Origin of the sequence: Paenibacillus sp. FSL W8-0186, assembly GCF_037969765.1 — a bacterium.
Classification (GTDB): domain Bacteria; phylum Bacillota; class Bacilli; order Paenibacillales; family Paenibacillaceae; genus Fontibacillus; species Fontibacillus woosongensis.
Window position 1 is genome coordinate 4,291,417 of record NZ_CP150207.1, and the last position, 16,237, is coordinate 4,307,653.

A 16,237-nucleotide genomic window follows, 5' to 3' on the forward strand; every position below is an offset into this window, starting at 1 on the left:
TTTATTCCTCCTGATATGCATCAATCCATGCAGCTAGCTTCTCCTCGCTCCAAGGCTGAAATCGTCCTTCACGAATTTCCGTCAATATATCCATTTCGGCTAACGCTTTAAACAATAGCTGGCGTCTGCCCCGGTCAAGCACCTGTTCTTTAATCCTTACCCTGATCTCGCTTAAGAAATCAATATAAGTCTCGTAATGCTCCCCGAACAGCTCGTCGACTTCCACGCATAACCTTCGGGAAACCGTTGGCCCTGCTCCAGAAGTCGATACAGCCACAATCAGGCCGCCCCTGCGGATCGATGCCGGCGTAATGAAGGAGCCCCGTGCCCCGTCGCCGGCATCGTTCACCGGCACGCCCCGGCTCTCCGCCTCCGCAACGACGGCTTCGTTCACCTGACTGTCGTTCGTTGCCGCATATGCCAAAAAAGCCCCGCTTAAGTCGCCCTCTCGATATTCCCGATTTATCCAGTGCAGCTGCCCCTTCTCGTAACAAGACATCAAGTAAGGGGTTAACGAAGGGCTGATAACGATCGTCTCTGCAGAGGATGCCAGCAGCGCGCCAGCTTTCCTTTCGGCGATTATCCCGCCGCCAACGACGACGCAGCGTCTTCCCGCGCAGTTTAGCATGACGGGAATATAATGCGGGACGTTCATGCTCACCACTCCTATATCCAGCCATGGCCGGCGGATCATATATACGTCATTTTACATTGATAATAGCATAACCTACCATCCTTTATTTTGCCACGTCCGCCGCCAAAACATAATCCATGCCCTCCCATATCGTCAAAAAATGCCCTGCACCCTCCGTTATACAGATTGCACCCTAATGCAATACGAGAATAAACAGAAGGCTCAGGGCATACAATGATGATCCCGGCATATATTCAAAGATGAAGATTTAAGCGGCTCACCGCTTTAAACAGATACCTTCACGAGCGGAAGCACGGTCTCTGTTTCGAGTGACGGCTCTTTCTTCTTCTCTTTTTGTTCTTGCGTAGATATTTCCTGAGTCAGGCTATTCTGCTGATCCGCAGCCGTAGAAGATTCAGACAGAGCCTCGAGCTGCTGCTCCAGCGCAAAAATTTGCGTGAACATTTCGAGCGCCTCCACTCCATGTTCCTCTCCGGCCATTTCTTTGATCCGGTTAATCGGATCATGCATCATCTGATTCACGATGCTCTTGGTCAAACGCCGTATGACCTTCCGCTGCCGCTCATCCAGCTCAGGCAGTTTATTAAACAGGCTTTCCATCGTGCTCTCATGAATCGAAGTCGATTTCTCCTGCAGCGCGCGAATGACCGGTCTGACGCCAAGCGTTTGCAGCCAGTTGGCGAACGCGCCCATCTCCTCTTCAATCATCCAATCGATTTTGAGAGCTTCGCCACGGCGCATTTCCATGTTGCTCTCCACAATACCTTCCAGATCGTCAATATCATACAGGAACACATTGTCAAGCTCCCCGATCGCTGGATCGATATCACGAGGCACCGCTATATCTATAATGAACAATGGCCGGTCCGGCCGCTGCTTCATACTGTTTTGCACCTGAGACGATGTTATGACATAACCATCCGCCCCGGTAGAGCTGATCAAAATATCGATGTCCTGCAATCGCTGCATCGCTTCCTGCATCGAGCACGGGATACCGTCGAACTTGGCTGCCAGCTCCTGTGCACGGCCGAAGGTACGGTTAGCCACAAGCACCTCTGCCGCCCCGCCTCCGCTCAAATGCTTCGCCGTCAGCTCGCTCATTTTGCCGGCGCCGAGGATAAGCACCTTCTTGCCCTCGAAGCTGCCGAATACCCGCTTGCCCAGTTCAACAGCGGCATAACTTACCGATACGGCGCTTTCGCCGATCGCTGTCTCCGAATGGGCTCTCTTGCTTAGCGTGATCGCCTGCTTAAATAGCATATTAAACCAAGTGCCCGTAGCCTTCTCTTTTTGTGAGAGCAAAAAAGCGCTCCGGACCTGACCTAGAATTTGCGTCTCGCCAAGCACCATCGAATCAAGGCCGCATGCGACCCGGAACAGATGGCGGATAGCCTGTTCGTCCTCATACATGTATAAATGTTGGGTAAACTCTTGTCTAGGAATGCCAAACCACTGCTCCATGAAGCTGCGGATAAAATAACCGCACATGTGCAAGCGGTCAACCACGACATAAATTTCCGTTCTGTTGCAGGTTGCTATAATGACGCCTTCCAATACACTCTTGGTGCGTTTCAACTCTTGCAACGCTTGCGGCAAATCCCGTTCGGCAAAAGTAAAACGTTCCCTGACTTCCACAGGCGCTGTTCGATAGTTCAACCCGACTACGACGATGTGCATTGCAAGTTCACCTGCCTTGTTAAGATGTCATAGCATCGATCGAAAACAAACTATGTTAATTATATCACAGGACTGGCAGATTCCCCGGTGGTTTTGATGAGCGTTTTATGAACTCTTTATGAAGATAACCAAAAAATTCCGCCAAAAAACAAATAACCATGGAATTGCTCCATGGTTATCCTATTCTACCCAATTTTCCGCAAACTATGAGCTACGAAACCACTGAGTCTTTAATTTCTTCTTTATACGAGCTCCACTTGATTCATAACCGGCGTTACGACCTCAAGCTCGCCCAGGCCGCGAATGAGCTTCTTCGCGTACATCTTCTCCGGCTTCAATACGGACACCAGGTAATCGATCGCCAATTGCGGATCAACCGTTTCTCCACAAGTATAGCAATCAATAGCAGCAAACCCTCTCTCAGGATACGTATGAATCGAGAGATGGCTCTCCGACAACAACACAAGTACCGTCGCACCTTGCGGTTCGAACTGTTTGGATTGCACGGACAATACCGTTGCTCCACAAGATTCAGCAGCTTCCACCAAATGAGCTTGCAATAGCTCTGCATTGTTCAGTACCTCAAAGTCGACTCCCCAAGTATCAACAGCAACGTGTCTTCCGAAAGTTGAATATTCCATCCTTCGGTTCCCCCTTCCTAGGAATAAAATGTTTGAAAAAATTTCATCCGCTAGGACCTACGTCATTCACTTCCCGAGGGAAAAATCTCTCGCAACATCTCCATGTCCTGAGTGAATCCTGGTTCCTATATTCTTTTCAACGAGATTAAAAATACCATCTATCCGTAACAAATGCAACACTTTTCGCAAAAAAAGTTGATTTGTTGGCCCGGAAAAAAAACTACCCTAGCATTAGGGTAGTTTTCCTTACCACTTTATGTCATTGTCTCGTCAATGGTGACAGCCGTCTAGAAAAATATTTATAGCCTCTTCAGGCTTCCAGAACAAACAAACGGCGAGTATGCTTGCGAAGCTCGCTATCGATCCGCTGTACAACCTTGGCGTCCTCAGCGACAAAGCGCTGATCCAGAAGAACGTTCACCTCGCGATGAATCTGTTCAATCTCCCGCTCCACATCATTGTTGCGGTAAATCCGCTGCAGCTCGCCAACCGTATCCTTATGTTCATAAACCAATTTGTAGGAATCACGGGAATACTCTACGATTTTGCGTACGCGGCCCTCTTGATAATAATACATCATCATGAATCCGTTATAAATGCGCGTAACCATTCCCGAGCCTTTGAAGGCGGCAAACAACAGTCGCATGACGTTTGTTAAATGGGGTTTTTCCAAGCGGAAAGACAATTCACAGACATAATATCCGTCCTTACGGTCAAAAGGCAGATGGACTTCTTCTCCGCTATCATCCTCCAGCACCACCTCTTGGCCGCCATTATCGAGCACTTTCACCCGCTGGCGCACATGAGGATCGTATACCTTGTGAATAAACTGGGACATCTGAACTTCCGACAATCGTAAACTGGCATTAACATATTCTGTGGCTAACCGCTGAGCCATAAAAATCTCCTCAATTCTTTTAGCAATCCTTAATCATAATTATACACTACTCATTCAAGGTATTGCTCAGCGTCCAAAACGTGAATTCCTGCCATTTTTCAGAAAAAAACGGATTTAGCCGTTCTCAGCTGCAAAAATCCCCCTGCATGCTCACTTTCCTGCTGCAACTCCTTCAAATCCCTTTGCTATCCATCGATTCTTATAACTTTTTCATTCGGAGGCATCCTGCTCGGCCTGCTCCTCCTCAAGAATATGGCGGCTAATATGGCTCCACAGCTCGTCCTTGCCGATTCCCTCTTCGGAAGAGAACATGACAAACTCATCCCTTGCCCGAAGGACGAGTGAATCCTTAATAATTTTAATATGCTTCTGCCAGCGGGATTTTGGAATTTTATCCGCTTTTGTTCCGACCACGCAAACCGGCAGGTCGTAATGCTTCAGCCAATCGTACATCATTTCGTCGTCCTTAGTTGGGGGATGCCTTAAATCAATAACGAGAAGAATCAGCTTCAGGCGGTCCCTCTCGAGCAAATATTTCTCGATCATCTGCCCCCATACCTGGCGCTGCGTCTTCGATACCTTGGCATAGCCATATCCCGGCAAATCAACGAAATACAACTGATCATTAATGCGATAATAATTCAAATGCTGCGTCTTGCCCGGCGTCGAGCTGGTGCGGGCCAGGTTCTTGCGGTTAATCATCCGGTTAATCAGGGATGACTTGCCAACGTTGGAGCGCCCGGCCAGAGCAATCTCCGGCAGGGCGTCTCCTGGATATTGATCAGGGCGTACCGCACTGATCACAAATTCTGCATTCGTAACTTTCATAGGTGATTTCCTCTCTAATGGATCCCGGATTGGTCTACAAGAGCGTGCTCCAGTACCTGGTCCATATGGGACACAGGAACAAATACGACTTCTTCCTTCACGCTGTCCGGAATATCCCGCAGGTCGCGCTCGTTATCTTTAGGGAGCAAAATCTTCTTGTAGCCTGCGCGATGGGCCGCCAGCGATTTCTCTTTCAGGCCGCCGATCGGCAGCACGCGTCCCCGCAGCGTGATCTCGCCAGTCATCGCCACGTCTTTGGAGACATAGCGGTTCGTCAGCGCGGAGATTAGCGCTGTAGCGATCGTAATGCCTGCGGAAGGCCCGTCTTTCGGTATGGCGCCCTCCGGAATGTGAATATGAATGTCGTTCTTCTCATGGAAATCAAGCGGAATGTTCAGCTCGGCCGCCTTGGATCTTGTATAGCTGAAGGCTGCCTGTGCCGATTCCTTCATGACATCGCCAAGTTTCCCGGTCAAGGTCAACTTGCCGGTACCCGGAACGACGGTGACCTCGATGACGAGGGTTTCGCCGCCGACTTCCGTCCAGGCGAGGCCGGTTACCGTCCCAATCTGATCCTCCAGGTCGGCTACACCGTATCTGTACTTCGGCACGCCTAAATAATCCTTGATGTCATCCGGCCCGATTACGATACGTTCTGCATCTCCGGAGACGATAATCTTGGCCGCTTTCCGGCATAGCGCCGCAACCTGCTGCTCCAGATTACGCACACCCGATTCCCTGGTGTATTCCCGGATTGTCCGCAGCAAACTCTCTTCGCCGATCTCGAGCTGCTCCGGCTCGAGCCCGTGGTCGCGTTTCTGCTTCGGAAGCAGATAACGCGATGCGATTTGCAGCTTCTCAAGCTCGGTATACCCTGGAATATAGAGCATTTCCATCCGGTCGAGCAGCGGACGCGGAATGTTATGCACTGCATTCGCCGTCGTTACGAACATGACATTCGACAAATCGAACGGGAGCTCGATGAAATGGTCGCTGAACGTGTTGTTCTGCTCGGGATCCAGCACTTCCAGCAGCGCAGCAGAAGGATCCCCGCGGAAATCGGAGGCCATCTTGTCGATCTCGTCAAGCAAAAATACGGGATTCAGCGTCCCCGCCGTCTTCATGCCCTGGATGATCCGTCCCGGCATCGCTCCTACATAAGTGCGGCGATGGCCGCGAATTTCAGCCTCATCCCTAACGCCGCCCAGTGAAATCCGCACGAACTCCCGGCCGAGCGAGCGGGCGATCGAGCGGGCAAGCGAGGTTTTCCCTACCCCCGGCGGCCCTACTAAGCAGAGGATCGGTCCTTTGAGCTTCTTCACGAGCTTCTGTACCGCCAAGTATTCCAGCACGCGCTCCTTCGGCTTATCAAGGCCGTAATGATCCTCGTTGAGCACTTGCTCCGCTTTGGCCAAGTCGAGGTCATCCTCGGTTCTCTCGTTCCAAGGCAGGCTAAGCAGCCAATCCACATAATTGCGAATGACGCCGCCTTCTGCAGAACTGGCCGGCATCTTCTCAAGGCGGTCGATTTCTTTCTCAGCCTTCTCCCGGACGTGTTCCGGCGGGTTCTTCTCCTCCAGCTGGGCGCGCAGTTCCTCCGCTTCTCCAGCCCGGCCTTCCTTCTCGCCTAGCTCCTTCTGAATCGCCTTCATCTGTTCGCGCAAGTAGTATTCCTTCTGCGTCTTTTCCATTTGCTTCTTGACGCGCTGGCTAATTTTGCGCTCCAATTCCAGTACTTCGCGCTCATTATTCAATATAGCGAGCAGCTTCTCCAGCCGTTTCCTTACGTCAATTGTCTCCAAAATCTCCTGTTTGTCCTTGATCTTTAGCGACAAATGGCTCGTAATGACATCCGCCAGGCGGCCGGCTTCCTCAATATCAGACACGGCAGCCAACGTCTCCGGCGTCACTTTCTTGGACAAATTAATATAGTGCTCGAATTGGTTCAGTACGGTACGCATGAGGGCATCTACCTCAGGATCAAGCACTTCCTCTTCGGGACGCTCCTGAGCAAGCACCTCATAATGCTCGTCATTGTCCAAATATTCAATAATTTCGGCGCGCTCTACCCCTTCGACCAATACACGGATCGTACCGTTAGGGAGCTTCAGCATCTGCCGAACTTTCGCTACTGTTCCGATGCGGAATATATCTTCCTGGGTCGGCTCTTCTATGTTCACTTCGGATTGAGAACAGAGGAGAATTAAATTGTCGTCTACCATCGCTTTTTCCAGCGCCTTTACCGATTTCTCCCGGCCTACGTCCAAATGCAACACCATGCTCGGATAGACGAGAAGGCCGCGCAAGGGCAACAAAGGAAAACGACGGCTCTTGGATTTATGGGATCCCATCGCTTTCGCACCTCCAAACGTTCTCGTAAGATATTAGTCCTATTTTAGCAAATGTTTCTTGAAAACACCAACGAAGAGCGACTGCTCCATGCAGCCGCCCCATTGAAAGGCCCTGGGGGATTGCTTCGTCAAATCCCTTCGAATTCCATTTGTACAGCCTTACAGTGTTCCGCTCTGCGGAGACTCGGCATGCAAAAAGGGGGCTGGAGCCGGTAGGAAAGAGTCGCTTCCCAAGGACAGGTCAAAGTTCTTCTCGGCTTCAGGGCCGAACACATGGCGGAACACCTCGGATACCGATTCCACCGGGATCACTTTGAGCCCCTGCAAGCCTTCAAACAGCGTCTGCCAATTATCCTTTGGGATGAGCACAGTCGTCGCCCCCGCCTGAAAAGCCGCCTCAACCTTGGCGACGACTCCGCCCACGGGCTTCACTTTGCCGTGAATGCCCAGCTCCCCGGTCATCGCGATCCGGTTGTCCACAGGCACCCGCTTGATTGCGGAAGCAATCGCCGTTGCAATCGCGAGCCCTGCGGAAGGGCCGTCGATCGGCGTTCCCCCAGGAAAATTAATATGCAGGTCATAATTCGCCGGATGAAGGCCGATGCTCTTCAGCACGGTCAGTACATTTTCCACCGAGCCTTTGGCCATACTCTTGCGCCGCAGCGTTCGGTTGCCGCCGCCGATTTCTTCTTCATCGACTACGCCGGTGATCGTGTATACGCCTTTCCCTTTCTGGGCAAGGACAGCCGTCGCTTCAATTTCCAGCAGCGTACCCATGTTAGGACCGTATACCGCAAGACCGTTGACAACGCCGATTTCCGATTGTTCATTGATTTTGCGATCAGGACGGGGCGCCAGCTGGCTGCTCGTAGCCACCCATTCCAAATCCGATGCGAGCAAATGATCGCGCTGCTCGGTTAGAGCCAACCCTGCGGCAAGCTGAACCATGTTCACCGCTTCCCGACCGTTCGTCGCGAATTTCTTGATGACCTCGATCGCTTCCGGGCAGGGCTGAAAGCCGATTCTTTTAACCGCGTCCTCGGCGATTTGGGCGATCTCGTCCGGCAGCAGCGGGCGAAAATAAATTTCCATACAGCGTGAACGAAGGGCTGGAGGGATTTCATGCGCAGAACGTGTCGTTGCCCCAACCAAGCGGAAGTCGGCTGGCAATCCATTTTGAAAAATATCATGGATATACGCTGGAGTCCCCGAATCCTCGGAATTGTAATAGGCGCTTTCCAGATAGACCTTGCGGTCTTCCAGCACCTTTAACATTTTATTCATTTGAATGGAGTGAAGCTCACCAATTTCATCGATAAAAAGAATGCCGCCGTGCGCCTTCGTCACCGCTCCCGGCTTCGGCTGCGGAATTCCCGCCACCCCCATGGCGCCAGCGCCTTGGTAAATCGGATCATGAACCGACCCGATGAGCGGATCGGCAATGCCCCTTTCATCGAATCTGGCAATCGTCGCATCCATTTCAACAAACTTGGCGTCTGACTTAAAGGGCGATATCGGGTTTTTCTTCGCTTCCTCCATCACCACTCTGGCCGCAGCCGTCTTACCGACGCCTGGCGGGCCATAAATAATGACATGTTGGGGATTGGCGCTGCATAATGCAGCCTTCAAAGCCCGAAGCCCATCCTTCTGGCCAACGATGTCATTCATAGTCGCCGGACGCGTACGCTCGGCAAGCGGCTTCGTCAGCGATACCGCCCGCAATTTGCGCAGCTTCTCCATTTCCTTGCGCGACTCCTTGTCCACCGCAGTCCGGTTCCCCCTCTGGCTGCGAAGCTGATTCCAGAAATAAAGGCCGATCACCACGGCGAAAAACATTTGAACAGACATCAAAATTACATTCAGTTCCATTATACAGAGCCTCCCACACTTTTACTGATACATGGTAGTATTGCCCTATTCACTCATCATAAAACGCAAATAAAAGCTAAAATGTCATTAAGAAAACTGTCGATTGACGTTATTTCCTTTAGAATTCAGGTCTGCTTAGGGAATTTTTTAGGCGGTTTGCAGATACGGCCCATTGGGAATGTAAACAAACTGGCTTTTATTAGCCACAAGGAAATTTGAATGGAAGAAGATTGAACGTAGATCGTGGAGATAGTATAGAAAGGTAATGGTTAATGGTAAAGGATTGCGGTAATGGTTTGGGGTAAAGGGTTGGGGGTGGGGTTGAGGGTTGATGTAACGGTAAAGGTAACTAAATGTATTTCCTACAGCTAGTTCAACGCTTTTAGCTAGGCCGAAGGCAACTAACTGCAGAACCTGCATTTATTTTAGGGTTATTACGGCATTTCAGTCCAATTAAGGCAAACTAACTGCATGTTTTACATTTAGTACAGGTAACTTCTATAAAATGAGGGAAACTAGTTGTATATAATGCATTTAGTATTCCAATCGACTATAGAAAGCAAGGTAACCCCGGGATTTTGCGTAACTTGGGGGGCTCAAACCAAACTATACAGGGTACCAAAAAAGGATAAGCACACCAACAAACGATGTAGTATACCAGCAAAGAGTAAAGGCTGCTAACAAACAATACAGGTCACAACAAGCGATAAGCCCACCAATTACGATATAGCACCAACAAACGTATAGCATATCAGCTGACATGTATCTCTAACTCGTCAAGCTTCGTCAATCGACTGACATAGCACATCAACGGTACCCGCTCATGCATTCGTGAGCTATCGTAATCTTGCACCTTACCGGCACAACTGTTAATTCGCCCAAAAATGAAAACAAAAACCGCAAACTGCACTTGCGTACAGCTTGCGGTTTCATTATTCCACGGTTCACACGCGCACATATGCGTTATTTACCAATGCTTACGTAATGTAAATCCTTATACTTAAACGCGCTTCATGCTCATCGCTTATGCTTGAGCAGTGGCGGCCCGGTGCTCTTTGCGCCCCGGGATTTCCCCGGTTGCTTCATAGACCTCAACGATGTGGTCGATTTCTTTCTTCAACTCCGATACCAATTCGGCCTCCGGCACTTTGCGGATCATTTCTCCGTAACGGAACAACAGGCCTTCACCGCGCGCTCCGGCGATGCCAATATCGGCTTCGCGGGCTTCGCCCGGCCCGTTTACGGCACAGCCGAGCACGGAAACCTTGATCGGCACTTTCAGATTGGCGATATATTCTTCCACTTCATTTGCGATCGCAAACAAATCAATGTCCAAGCGGCCGCAGGTCGGGCAGGACACCAATGTCGCTGCGTTCGAAATTAACCCGAAGGTCTTCAGCAGTTCACGAGCAACCTTGACTTCCTCCACCGGATCGGCGCTCAATGAAATCCGCAGCGTGGAGCCAATGCCCATGGAAAGCAGTGCCCCGATGCCTGCCGCACTTTTGACGGTTCCCGAGAACAGCGTACCGGCTTCGGTAATGCCAAGATGCAGCGGATACGGAATGACCTCCGCCGCTTTAGAGTACGCGGCAATAGCCATCGGAACATCGGATGCTTTGAGCGACACAATAATATCGTGGAAATCCAGTTCCTCCAAAATCCCAATATGGAACAATGCGCTCTCCACCATTGCCTCCGGCGTAGGATAGCCGTATTTTTCGAGCAGATGGTTTTCAAGAGAACCTGCATTGACTCCAATACGGATCGGGATGCCTTTCTCCTTGCAGGCTTTAACGACGGCTTCAACTTTTTCCCGGCGGCCGATGTTCCCCGGATTGATGCGCACCTTGTCGATGCCATTCTCAATCGCGAGCAAGGCCAGCTTATAATTGAAATGAATATCTGCCACAAGCGGTATATGAATCTGCTTCTTGATTTCCTTGATCGCCGCTGCAGCCTCTTCATTATTCACGGTCACGCGAACCAATTGGCAGCCTGCTTCCTCCAGCCGGTGAATTTCCGCCACCGTAGCGGCGACATCTGCCGTCTTGGTCGTACACATGCTCTGAATGATTACTTCGTTACTGCCGCCGATCGTCAGATTTCCGACTTTGACCGGCCGGGTATCTTGTCTCAAGAATGTCATTTCAGGTCTCTCCCATAACGTCAAAGCTCCACCCCTGCAAGCAAGCACGTCACTTACCACGCGCTCTTGCAAAGGTGGAGAACCCGACATCTATTTTGTGGCGTATTCGGCCGTTAAGCCTTATGCGCTCTCTTCTTGCTTCTTGTTCTTCTTAGGTTCAAGCTCGGGCACCGTCTTGTCTTGAACGACTTTCTCCGTAATGACGCAGTCCGTAATGTCCTCACGCGAAGGCACTTCATACATCAGATCCAGCATGATGCCTTCGATGATCGCACGGAGTCCGCGCGCGCCCGTGTTCCGCTTAATCGCCTCCTGGGCGATCGCTTCAAGCGCCTTTGTTTCGAAAGTCAGGTTCACGTTGTCCAGCTCAAGCAGCTTCTGATACTGCTTCACCAGAGCATTCTTCGGCTCGGACAGAATACGTACAAGCGTCTTCTCGTCAAGCGGCTCCAGCGTCGAAATCACGGGCAGACGGCCGACGAACTCAGGGATGAGACCGAACTTAAGCAAGTCCTCTGGAAGCACCATGGAAAGATATTCGCCCGGTTTAAGATCCTTCTGTCCTTCGCTCACCGCGTTAAAGCCGATCACTTTCTTGCCGATCCGACGTTTGATGATTTGCTCTAGGCCGTCAAACGCACCGCCGCAAATAAACAAAATATTCGTCGTATCGATTTGGATAAATTCCTGATGTGGATGCTTGCGTCCGCCTTGCGGAGGCACAGACGCTACAGTGCCTTCCAGGATTTTGAGGAGGGCCTGCTGCACGCCTTCACCCGATACGTCGCGGGTAATGGATGGATTCTCGGATTTGCGGGCCACTTTATCGATTTCATCGATGTAAATGATGCCGCGTTCCGCTTTCTCCACGTCATAATCCGCCGCCTGGATCAGCTTCAGTAAAATATTCTCGACGTCTTCACCGACATACCCTGCTTCTGTTAGGGAAGTCGCATCCGCAATCGCAAACGGTACGTTCAAAATTCTCGCCATCGTCTGCGCAAGCAATGTTTTACCGGAACCCGTAGGACCGAGCAGCAAAATATTACTCTTCTGCAATTCTACGTCGTCAACCTTGCCTTGGATATTAACGCGCTTGTAGTGGTTATATACCGCAACAGACAGCGATTTCTTCGCCTGTTCCTGGCCAATGACATACTGATCCAGGATGTCGCGAATTTCCTTCGGCTTCGGAATTTCTTTCAGATCGAGTTCCTCTTCGTGTCCGAGTTCCTCTTCTACAATCTCCGTGCACAATTCGATGCACTCGTCACATATATAAACGCCCGGTCCGGCAACAAGCTTGCGGACCTGCTCCTGCGATTTGCCGCAGAACGAGCATTTTAATTGTCCCTTTTCATCGTTGAACTTAAACATGTAAACACCCCTTTATGGTTTAATCGGCTTACTAATGACCTGGTCGATGATCCCATAGGCCATAGCCTCTTCCGCGCTCATGAAGAAGTCGCGGTCTGTATCGCGTTCGATTTTTTCAAGGGGTTGACCCGTCCGATCCACGTAGATCTGATTCAGCTTCTCTCTCGTCTTGATGATCCATTCAGCATGGATTTTGATATCCGCGGCTTGACCGCGAACTCCGCCAAGCGGCTGGTGAATCATCACTTCACTGTTCGGAAGTGCAAATCGTTTGCCCGGGGCACCAGCTGTAAGCAGGAGCGAACCCATGCTGGCAGCCATCCCTACGCAAATTGTAGAAACGTCTGGTTTGATATATTGCATCGTATCATATATACCCATCCCGGCTGTAACCGAACCACCAGGTGAATTGATGTACAGATGGATATCCTTCTCAGGATCTTCCGCTGCCAAGAACAACAGCTGGGCTATTACGAGATTGGCAACATCATCGTCAATCGCGTTGCTGAGAAAAATAATTCGATCCTTTAAAAGTCTCGAGTAAATATCGTAAGACCGTTCTCCCCGGCTTGTTTGTTCTACGACCATAGGTACCAGACTCATGCGACCAACCTCTTTTCCTTTTCAAATTCTTACGCTTACAGAAATATTCTATCACGTTCAAAGGCGCATGTCATTTTTCATTCGATACAGTGTATGACTTTCTGAACGTATTATATAACCAAAGACTTGTCCTGCAAGCTAATTCCAATATATGTATTTCAAAAAAGTTAAAAATTAAGGCACGCATCTTATATACGTGCCTTAACATTGTCCAATGTTCTATCCTGAAGATCCAGCGGCTTAAAGCGGGTTAAGCTCCCGGCTTATTATTCAGCTGCTGCTTCTGTGGATTCTTCTTTAGCTTCTTCTTTCTTCTCGGCTGGAACCTCTTTGCTGTTCTCCAGCAAGAATTCGATCGTTTTGCGAAGAGTTACATCTTCATTCAAGGTGCCCAGCGAACCGTTAGCCGCAAGAATGTTGCGGATCTCCTCTGGAGTACGCTTGTACGCTTCAGCCATATCGTTAAGCTCTTTATTGACTTCTTCTTCAGTAGCTACGATATTTTCTTCCTTCGCGATTTGCTCCAGAACGAGGTTGTTGCGAACGCGTTTCTCGGCATCAGCTTTCATTTGCTCCTGCAGATCTTCGATGCTTTGGCCGGAGAAGCTCAGGAACATTTCCAGGTTCATGCCTTGGGAGCGCAGACGGTTGTCGAAATCGCGCACCATGTTTTGAACTTCACTTTGAACCATCGACTGAGGAATTTCAACTTCAGCGTTCTCGCTGGCTTTCTCAACGACGATTCCTTCGCGCGCTGCTTTGCTGTCTTTCTCTTTGCGGGAAAGAAGCTCTTTCTTCAGATCTTCCTTATATTCAGCAAGCGTATCGAACTCGCTGACGTCTTTCGCGAATTCGTCATCCAGCTCAGGCAGTTGTTTGCGTTTAATTTCGTGTACTTTTACTTTAAAAACGGCTTCCTTGCCAGCCAGATCCTCAGCATGGTATGTCTCAGGGAAAGTCACAGTTACATCTTTGAAATCTCCCGTGGCCAGGCCGACAACTTGCTCTTCGAAACCTGGAATAAATGTGCCGCTGCCAAGCTCCAGCGAATAACGCTCAGCCTTGCCGCCTTCAAACGGAACGCCGTCTACGGAACCGTCGAAATCGATGACAACAGTGTCGCCGTTTTGGGCTGCTTCTTCATCGATAACAACGAGTTCAGCATGACGCTGCTGCAAACGCTCAAGCTCCTGGTTGATTTCTTCTTCAGTTACTTCCACCGGCTCTACAGGCACTTCGAGGCCTTTATAGTTGCCAAGCGTAACTTCAGGTTTAACAGTTACTTTCGCTTTGAACTTAAATGGTTGTCCTTTAGCAAATTGCTCTACGTCCACTTCAGGACGGTCCACCGGGAAAATATCCGTTTGTTCAACCGCTTCAGTGTACACTTCAGGAAGCAAGATATCGATCGCGTCTTGATAAAGGGATTCAACGCCGAAACGCGCTTCAAAGATCGGCCGTGGTACTTTACCTTTGCGGAATCCAGGTACGTTTGCTTTCTTTACCACTTTTTGAAACGCTTTATCTAGTGCAGCAGCTACACGTTCTGCTTCAACTTCAACCTCAAGAACACCGAGGTTCTTCTCTATTTTTTCCCAAGTTGCTTTCATTTTATGCCTTCCCCTCCAAATTTCACATATTACTATATTGAAATACTGAAACCGAATCGCGATAAAGCAGCTACCATGGTTCCAGTATAGCTGTCTCTATTCCACGTTCAGAATAACCACTATATTATAAACAACAATACATGTTTTTACAAGAGCAGAACGAGAGGGTTCTTGGAGACCACCGGCTGCCCCGTGCCTCGATTACCCCCCCACGCCCGCTGCCACGAACTGCCGCATCGTACGGCAGGCCTGCTCAAACTTTAACCGGAGATCATCTGTTATACCATAAAGCGTCCTCAATTCCTCATCGCTTTTCCCGCCGGGAAGACTGTCCGAGACCATAAGATGCAGAGCGGCCGCCCAAATATCGATAATCGCATCTTCCTCGCTCAGGATCGAGTAGTAATTCTTCGTCCCGTAAATCGCCATTATAAACTGCGACCAGAGCTCCTGGGCAAAATAAAACAGCGTCGGATCATGCACCTGCGTCTCATTCCCTACCCGTTCCAATACCGCTTGTATCGGCGCCGGGAATTGTTCAGGCTTCAAGGGAACAGCTTCGATATCGATTTCGACCATCTCGCCGCCGCGCTTCAAGCTCAGCGTTCCCTGCGTGCCCCGGCGCTGCAACGTTTGAAACACGCGGAATTGCAGCATCGGATGCAAATCCGTGTCCTCAATCCAGCTTATCAGCACCTCGTCCACTTCTGGCCTGTCCAGGTACACCAGCTGCTCCAGCGCAAGAAAGGTCTGCTCCGATAAAGGCTTCTCGGTTACGGCATGAAGAAGCTTCTCGACGTAAAGATGATCCTCCGCCAGCTTGGCCTCGGCATGCTGCCTGGCCATATCTTCTTCGGCATAATCGTCCTCTTCGGGCATCTCGCCTTGGTCAAAGCTTGGAAAAGCGCTGTTCAGCCAATCAAGCAGAGCCTGCCATTCCTCGTAATGGCGGGGATCCTGCCCCTGGCATTGCAGCAAAAATTGCAAGAGCTCCGCGGCCTCACGATATCGCTCCGTTTCCAGCATCCGCGTCAGCTCGATTTGATAATAATCCAACGTTTTGGGAAATAAAACGATGTTGTCTTTTTCGTCGGGTCGAGAATTGCTGATATGCGCAACCTCCTTTATTCCGTATTTGCAATTAATTGAGATTATAGCATAGACGTATTCGAGATAAAAATACTTGTATTCAAGACTTTATTTATGGGCGGATTGTGAATGCTATTAATGAAGGAATATTTTTATTGATTTATCTATTGATTCACAGCATTTCGTGTGTTAAAATATTTTTTGCTTGCGTTTTTACTTTTAATATTTTTTATGTCCCAGTAGCTCAGCTGGATAGAGCAACGGCCTTCTAAGCCGTCGGTCAGGGGTTCGAATCCCTTCTGGGACGTATAGTAAACTCTCCATCAGGAGAGTTTTTTTGCGTCCAGGGGGTGAGAACCCCTTGAGTGTTCGTCGGAGTGAGACTGCCAGGCGCAGCGGCAGGGCAAACGAAGTCTCGCGCATGGAGCGCGAGTATCCCTTCTGGGACGTAGTCAAAACTCTCCATTAGGAGAGTTTTTTGCGTCCAGGG

General features: G+C 50.0%; 12 protein-coding genes and 1 tRNA gene. 1 reads left to right on the forward strand and 12 read right to left on the reverse strand.

Annotated elements, in window-relative coordinates:
• Nucleotide 1: 1 nt before the first annotated feature.
• From MKX50_RS19155 to MKX50_RS19210, 12 genes are all read right to left on the reverse strand, one after another.
• The gene (locus tag MKX50_RS19155; RefSeq protein WP_244996865.1) at nucleotides 2-655 is read right to left on the reverse strand and encodes an NAD(P)-dependent oxidoreductase; all 654 of its coding nucleotides are present in this window, start codon (nucleotides 653-655) and stop codon (nucleotides 2-4) included.
• Between the two features lie 264 nt (nucleotides 656-919).
• The gene (gene hemA / locus MKX50_RS19160; RefSeq protein WP_339157591.1) at nucleotides 920-2,332 is read right to left on the reverse strand and encodes a glutamyl-tRNA reductase; all 1,413 of its coding nucleotides are present in this window, start codon (nucleotides 2,330-2,332) and stop codon (nucleotides 920-922) included.
• Between the two features lie 242 nt (nucleotides 2,333-2,574).
• Nucleotides 2,575-2,973, reverse strand: coding sequence for an adenosylmethionine decarboxylase (speD, locus tag MKX50_RS19165; protein ID WP_155611501.1), 399 nt, complete (start codon nucleotides 2,971-2,973; stop codon nucleotides 2,575-2,577).
• Nucleotides 2,974-3,283: 310 nt separating this feature from the next.
• Nucleotides 3,284-3,871, reverse strand: coding sequence for a non-ribosomal peptide synthetase module (locus MKX50_RS19170; RefSeq protein WP_155611500.1), 588 nt, complete (start codon nucleotides 3,869-3,871; stop codon nucleotides 3,284-3,286).
• A gap of 210 nt (nucleotides 3,872-4,081) precedes the next feature.
• Nucleotides 4,082-4,699: a ribosome biogenesis GTP-binding protein YihA/YsxC gene (gene yihA / locus MKX50_RS19175; RefSeq protein ID WP_213594477.1), complete on the reverse strand. Its 618-nt coding sequence runs from the start codon at nucleotides 4,697-4,699 to the stop codon at nucleotides 4,082-4,084.
• A gap of 14 nt (nucleotides 4,700-4,713) precedes the next feature.
• A complete protein-coding gene (gene lon / locus MKX50_RS19180) occupies nucleotides 4,714-7,050 on the reverse strand; it encodes an endopeptidase La (RefSeq protein WP_339157592.1) in 2,337 nt (778 codons plus the stop codon).
• Nucleotides 7,051-7,209: 159 nt separating this feature from the next.
• A complete protein-coding gene (lonB, locus tag MKX50_RS19185; protein ID WP_213594473.1) occupies nucleotides 7,210-8,919 on the reverse strand; it encodes an ATP-dependent protease LonB in 1,710 nt (569 codons plus the stop codon).
• Nucleotides 8,920-9,943: 1,024 nt separating this feature from the next.
• Nucleotides 9,944-11,068, reverse strand: coding sequence for a flavodoxin-dependent (E)-4-hydroxy-3-methylbut-2-enyl-diphosphate synthase (ispG, locus tag MKX50_RS19190; protein WP_213594471.1), 1,125 nt, complete (start codon nucleotides 11,066-11,068; stop codon nucleotides 9,944-9,946).
• A 120-nt stretch (nucleotides 11,069-11,188) separates the two neighbouring features.
• Nucleotides 11,189-12,445: an ATP-dependent protease ATP-binding subunit ClpX gene (gene clpX, locus MKX50_RS19195; RefSeq protein WP_155611495.1), complete on the reverse strand. Its 1,257-nt coding sequence runs from the start codon at nucleotides 12,443-12,445 to the stop codon at nucleotides 11,189-11,191.
• Nucleotides 12,446-12,457: 12 nt separating this feature from the next.
• A complete protein-coding gene (gene clpP, locus MKX50_RS19200; RefSeq protein ID WP_155611494.1) occupies nucleotides 12,458-13,048 on the reverse strand; it encodes an ATP-dependent Clp endopeptidase proteolytic subunit ClpP in 591 nt (196 codons plus the stop codon).
• A 266-nt stretch (nucleotides 13,049-13,314) separates the two neighbouring features.
• Entirely contained in the window at nucleotides 13,315-14,658 is a 1,344-nt protein-coding gene (tig, locus tag MKX50_RS19205) for a trigger factor (protein WP_213594469.1), read from the reverse strand.
• A gap of 201 nt (nucleotides 14,659-14,859) precedes the next feature.
• Nucleotides 14,860-15,684 (reverse strand): hypothetical protein, encoded by an 825-nt coding sequence (locus MKX50_RS19210; RefSeq protein WP_339160204.1) that lies wholly within the window; start codon nucleotides 15,682-15,684, stop codon nucleotides 14,860-14,862.
• Between the two features lie 296 nt (nucleotides 15,685-15,980).
• On the opposite strand from MKX50_RS19210, the gene MKX50_RS19215 reads away from it, so the two are divergent.
• Nucleotides 15,981-16,054: transfer RNA gene (locus MKX50_RS19215), tRNA-Arg, on the forward strand.
• Nucleotides 16,055-16,237: the final 183 nt, after the last annotated feature.

What these genes read in the sequence shown, in the direction of transcription:
- tig (WP_213594469.1), bottom strand. Translation starts at nt 14,658, where the DNA reads ATGAAAGCAACTTGGGAAAAAATAGAGAAGAACCTCGGTGTTCTTGAG.
- clpP (WP_155611494.1), bottom strand. Translation starts at nt 13,048, where the DNA reads ATGAGTCTGGTACCTATGGTCGTAGAACAAACAAGCCGGGGAGAACGG.
- clpX (WP_155611495.1), bottom strand. Translation starts at nt 12,445, where the DNA reads ATGTTTAAGTTCAACGATGAAAAGGGACAATTAAAATGCTCGTTCTGC.
- MKX50_RS19170 (WP_155611500.1), bottom strand. Translation starts at nt 3,871, where the DNA reads ATGGCTCAGCGGTTAGCCACAGAATATGTTAATGCCAGTTTACGATTG.
- hemA (WP_339157591.1), bottom strand. Translation starts at nt 2,332, where the DNA reads ATGCACATCGTCGTAGTCGGGTTGAACTATCGAACAGCGCCTGTGGAA.
- speD (WP_155611501.1), bottom strand. Translation starts at nt 2,973, where the DNA reads ATGGAATATTCAACTTTCGGAAGACACGTTGCTGTTGATACTTGGGGA.
- MKX50_RS19210 (WP_339160204.1), bottom strand. Translation starts at nt 15,684, where the DNA reads ATGCTGGAAACGGAGCGATATCGTGAGGCCGCGGAGCTCTTGCAATTT.
- ispG (WP_213594471.1), bottom strand. Translation starts at nt 11,068, where the DNA reads ATGACATTCTTGAGACAAGATACCCGGCCGGTCAAAGTCGGAAATCTG.
- lonB (WP_213594473.1), bottom strand. Translation starts at nt 8,919, where the DNA reads ATGGAACTGAATGTAATTTTGATGTCTGTTCAAATGTTTTTCGCCGTG.
- yihA (WP_213594477.1), bottom strand. Translation starts at nt 4,699, where the DNA reads ATGAAAGTTACGAATGCAGAATTTGTGATCAGTGCGGTACGCCCTGAT.
- lon (WP_339157592.1), bottom strand. Translation starts at nt 7,050, where the DNA reads ATGGGATCCCATAAATCCAAGAGCCGTCGTTTTCCTTTGTTGCCCTTG.
- MKX50_RS19155 (WP_244996865.1), bottom strand. Translation starts at nt 655, where the DNA reads ATGAACGTCCCGCATTATATTCCCGTCATGCTAAACTGCGCGGGAAGA.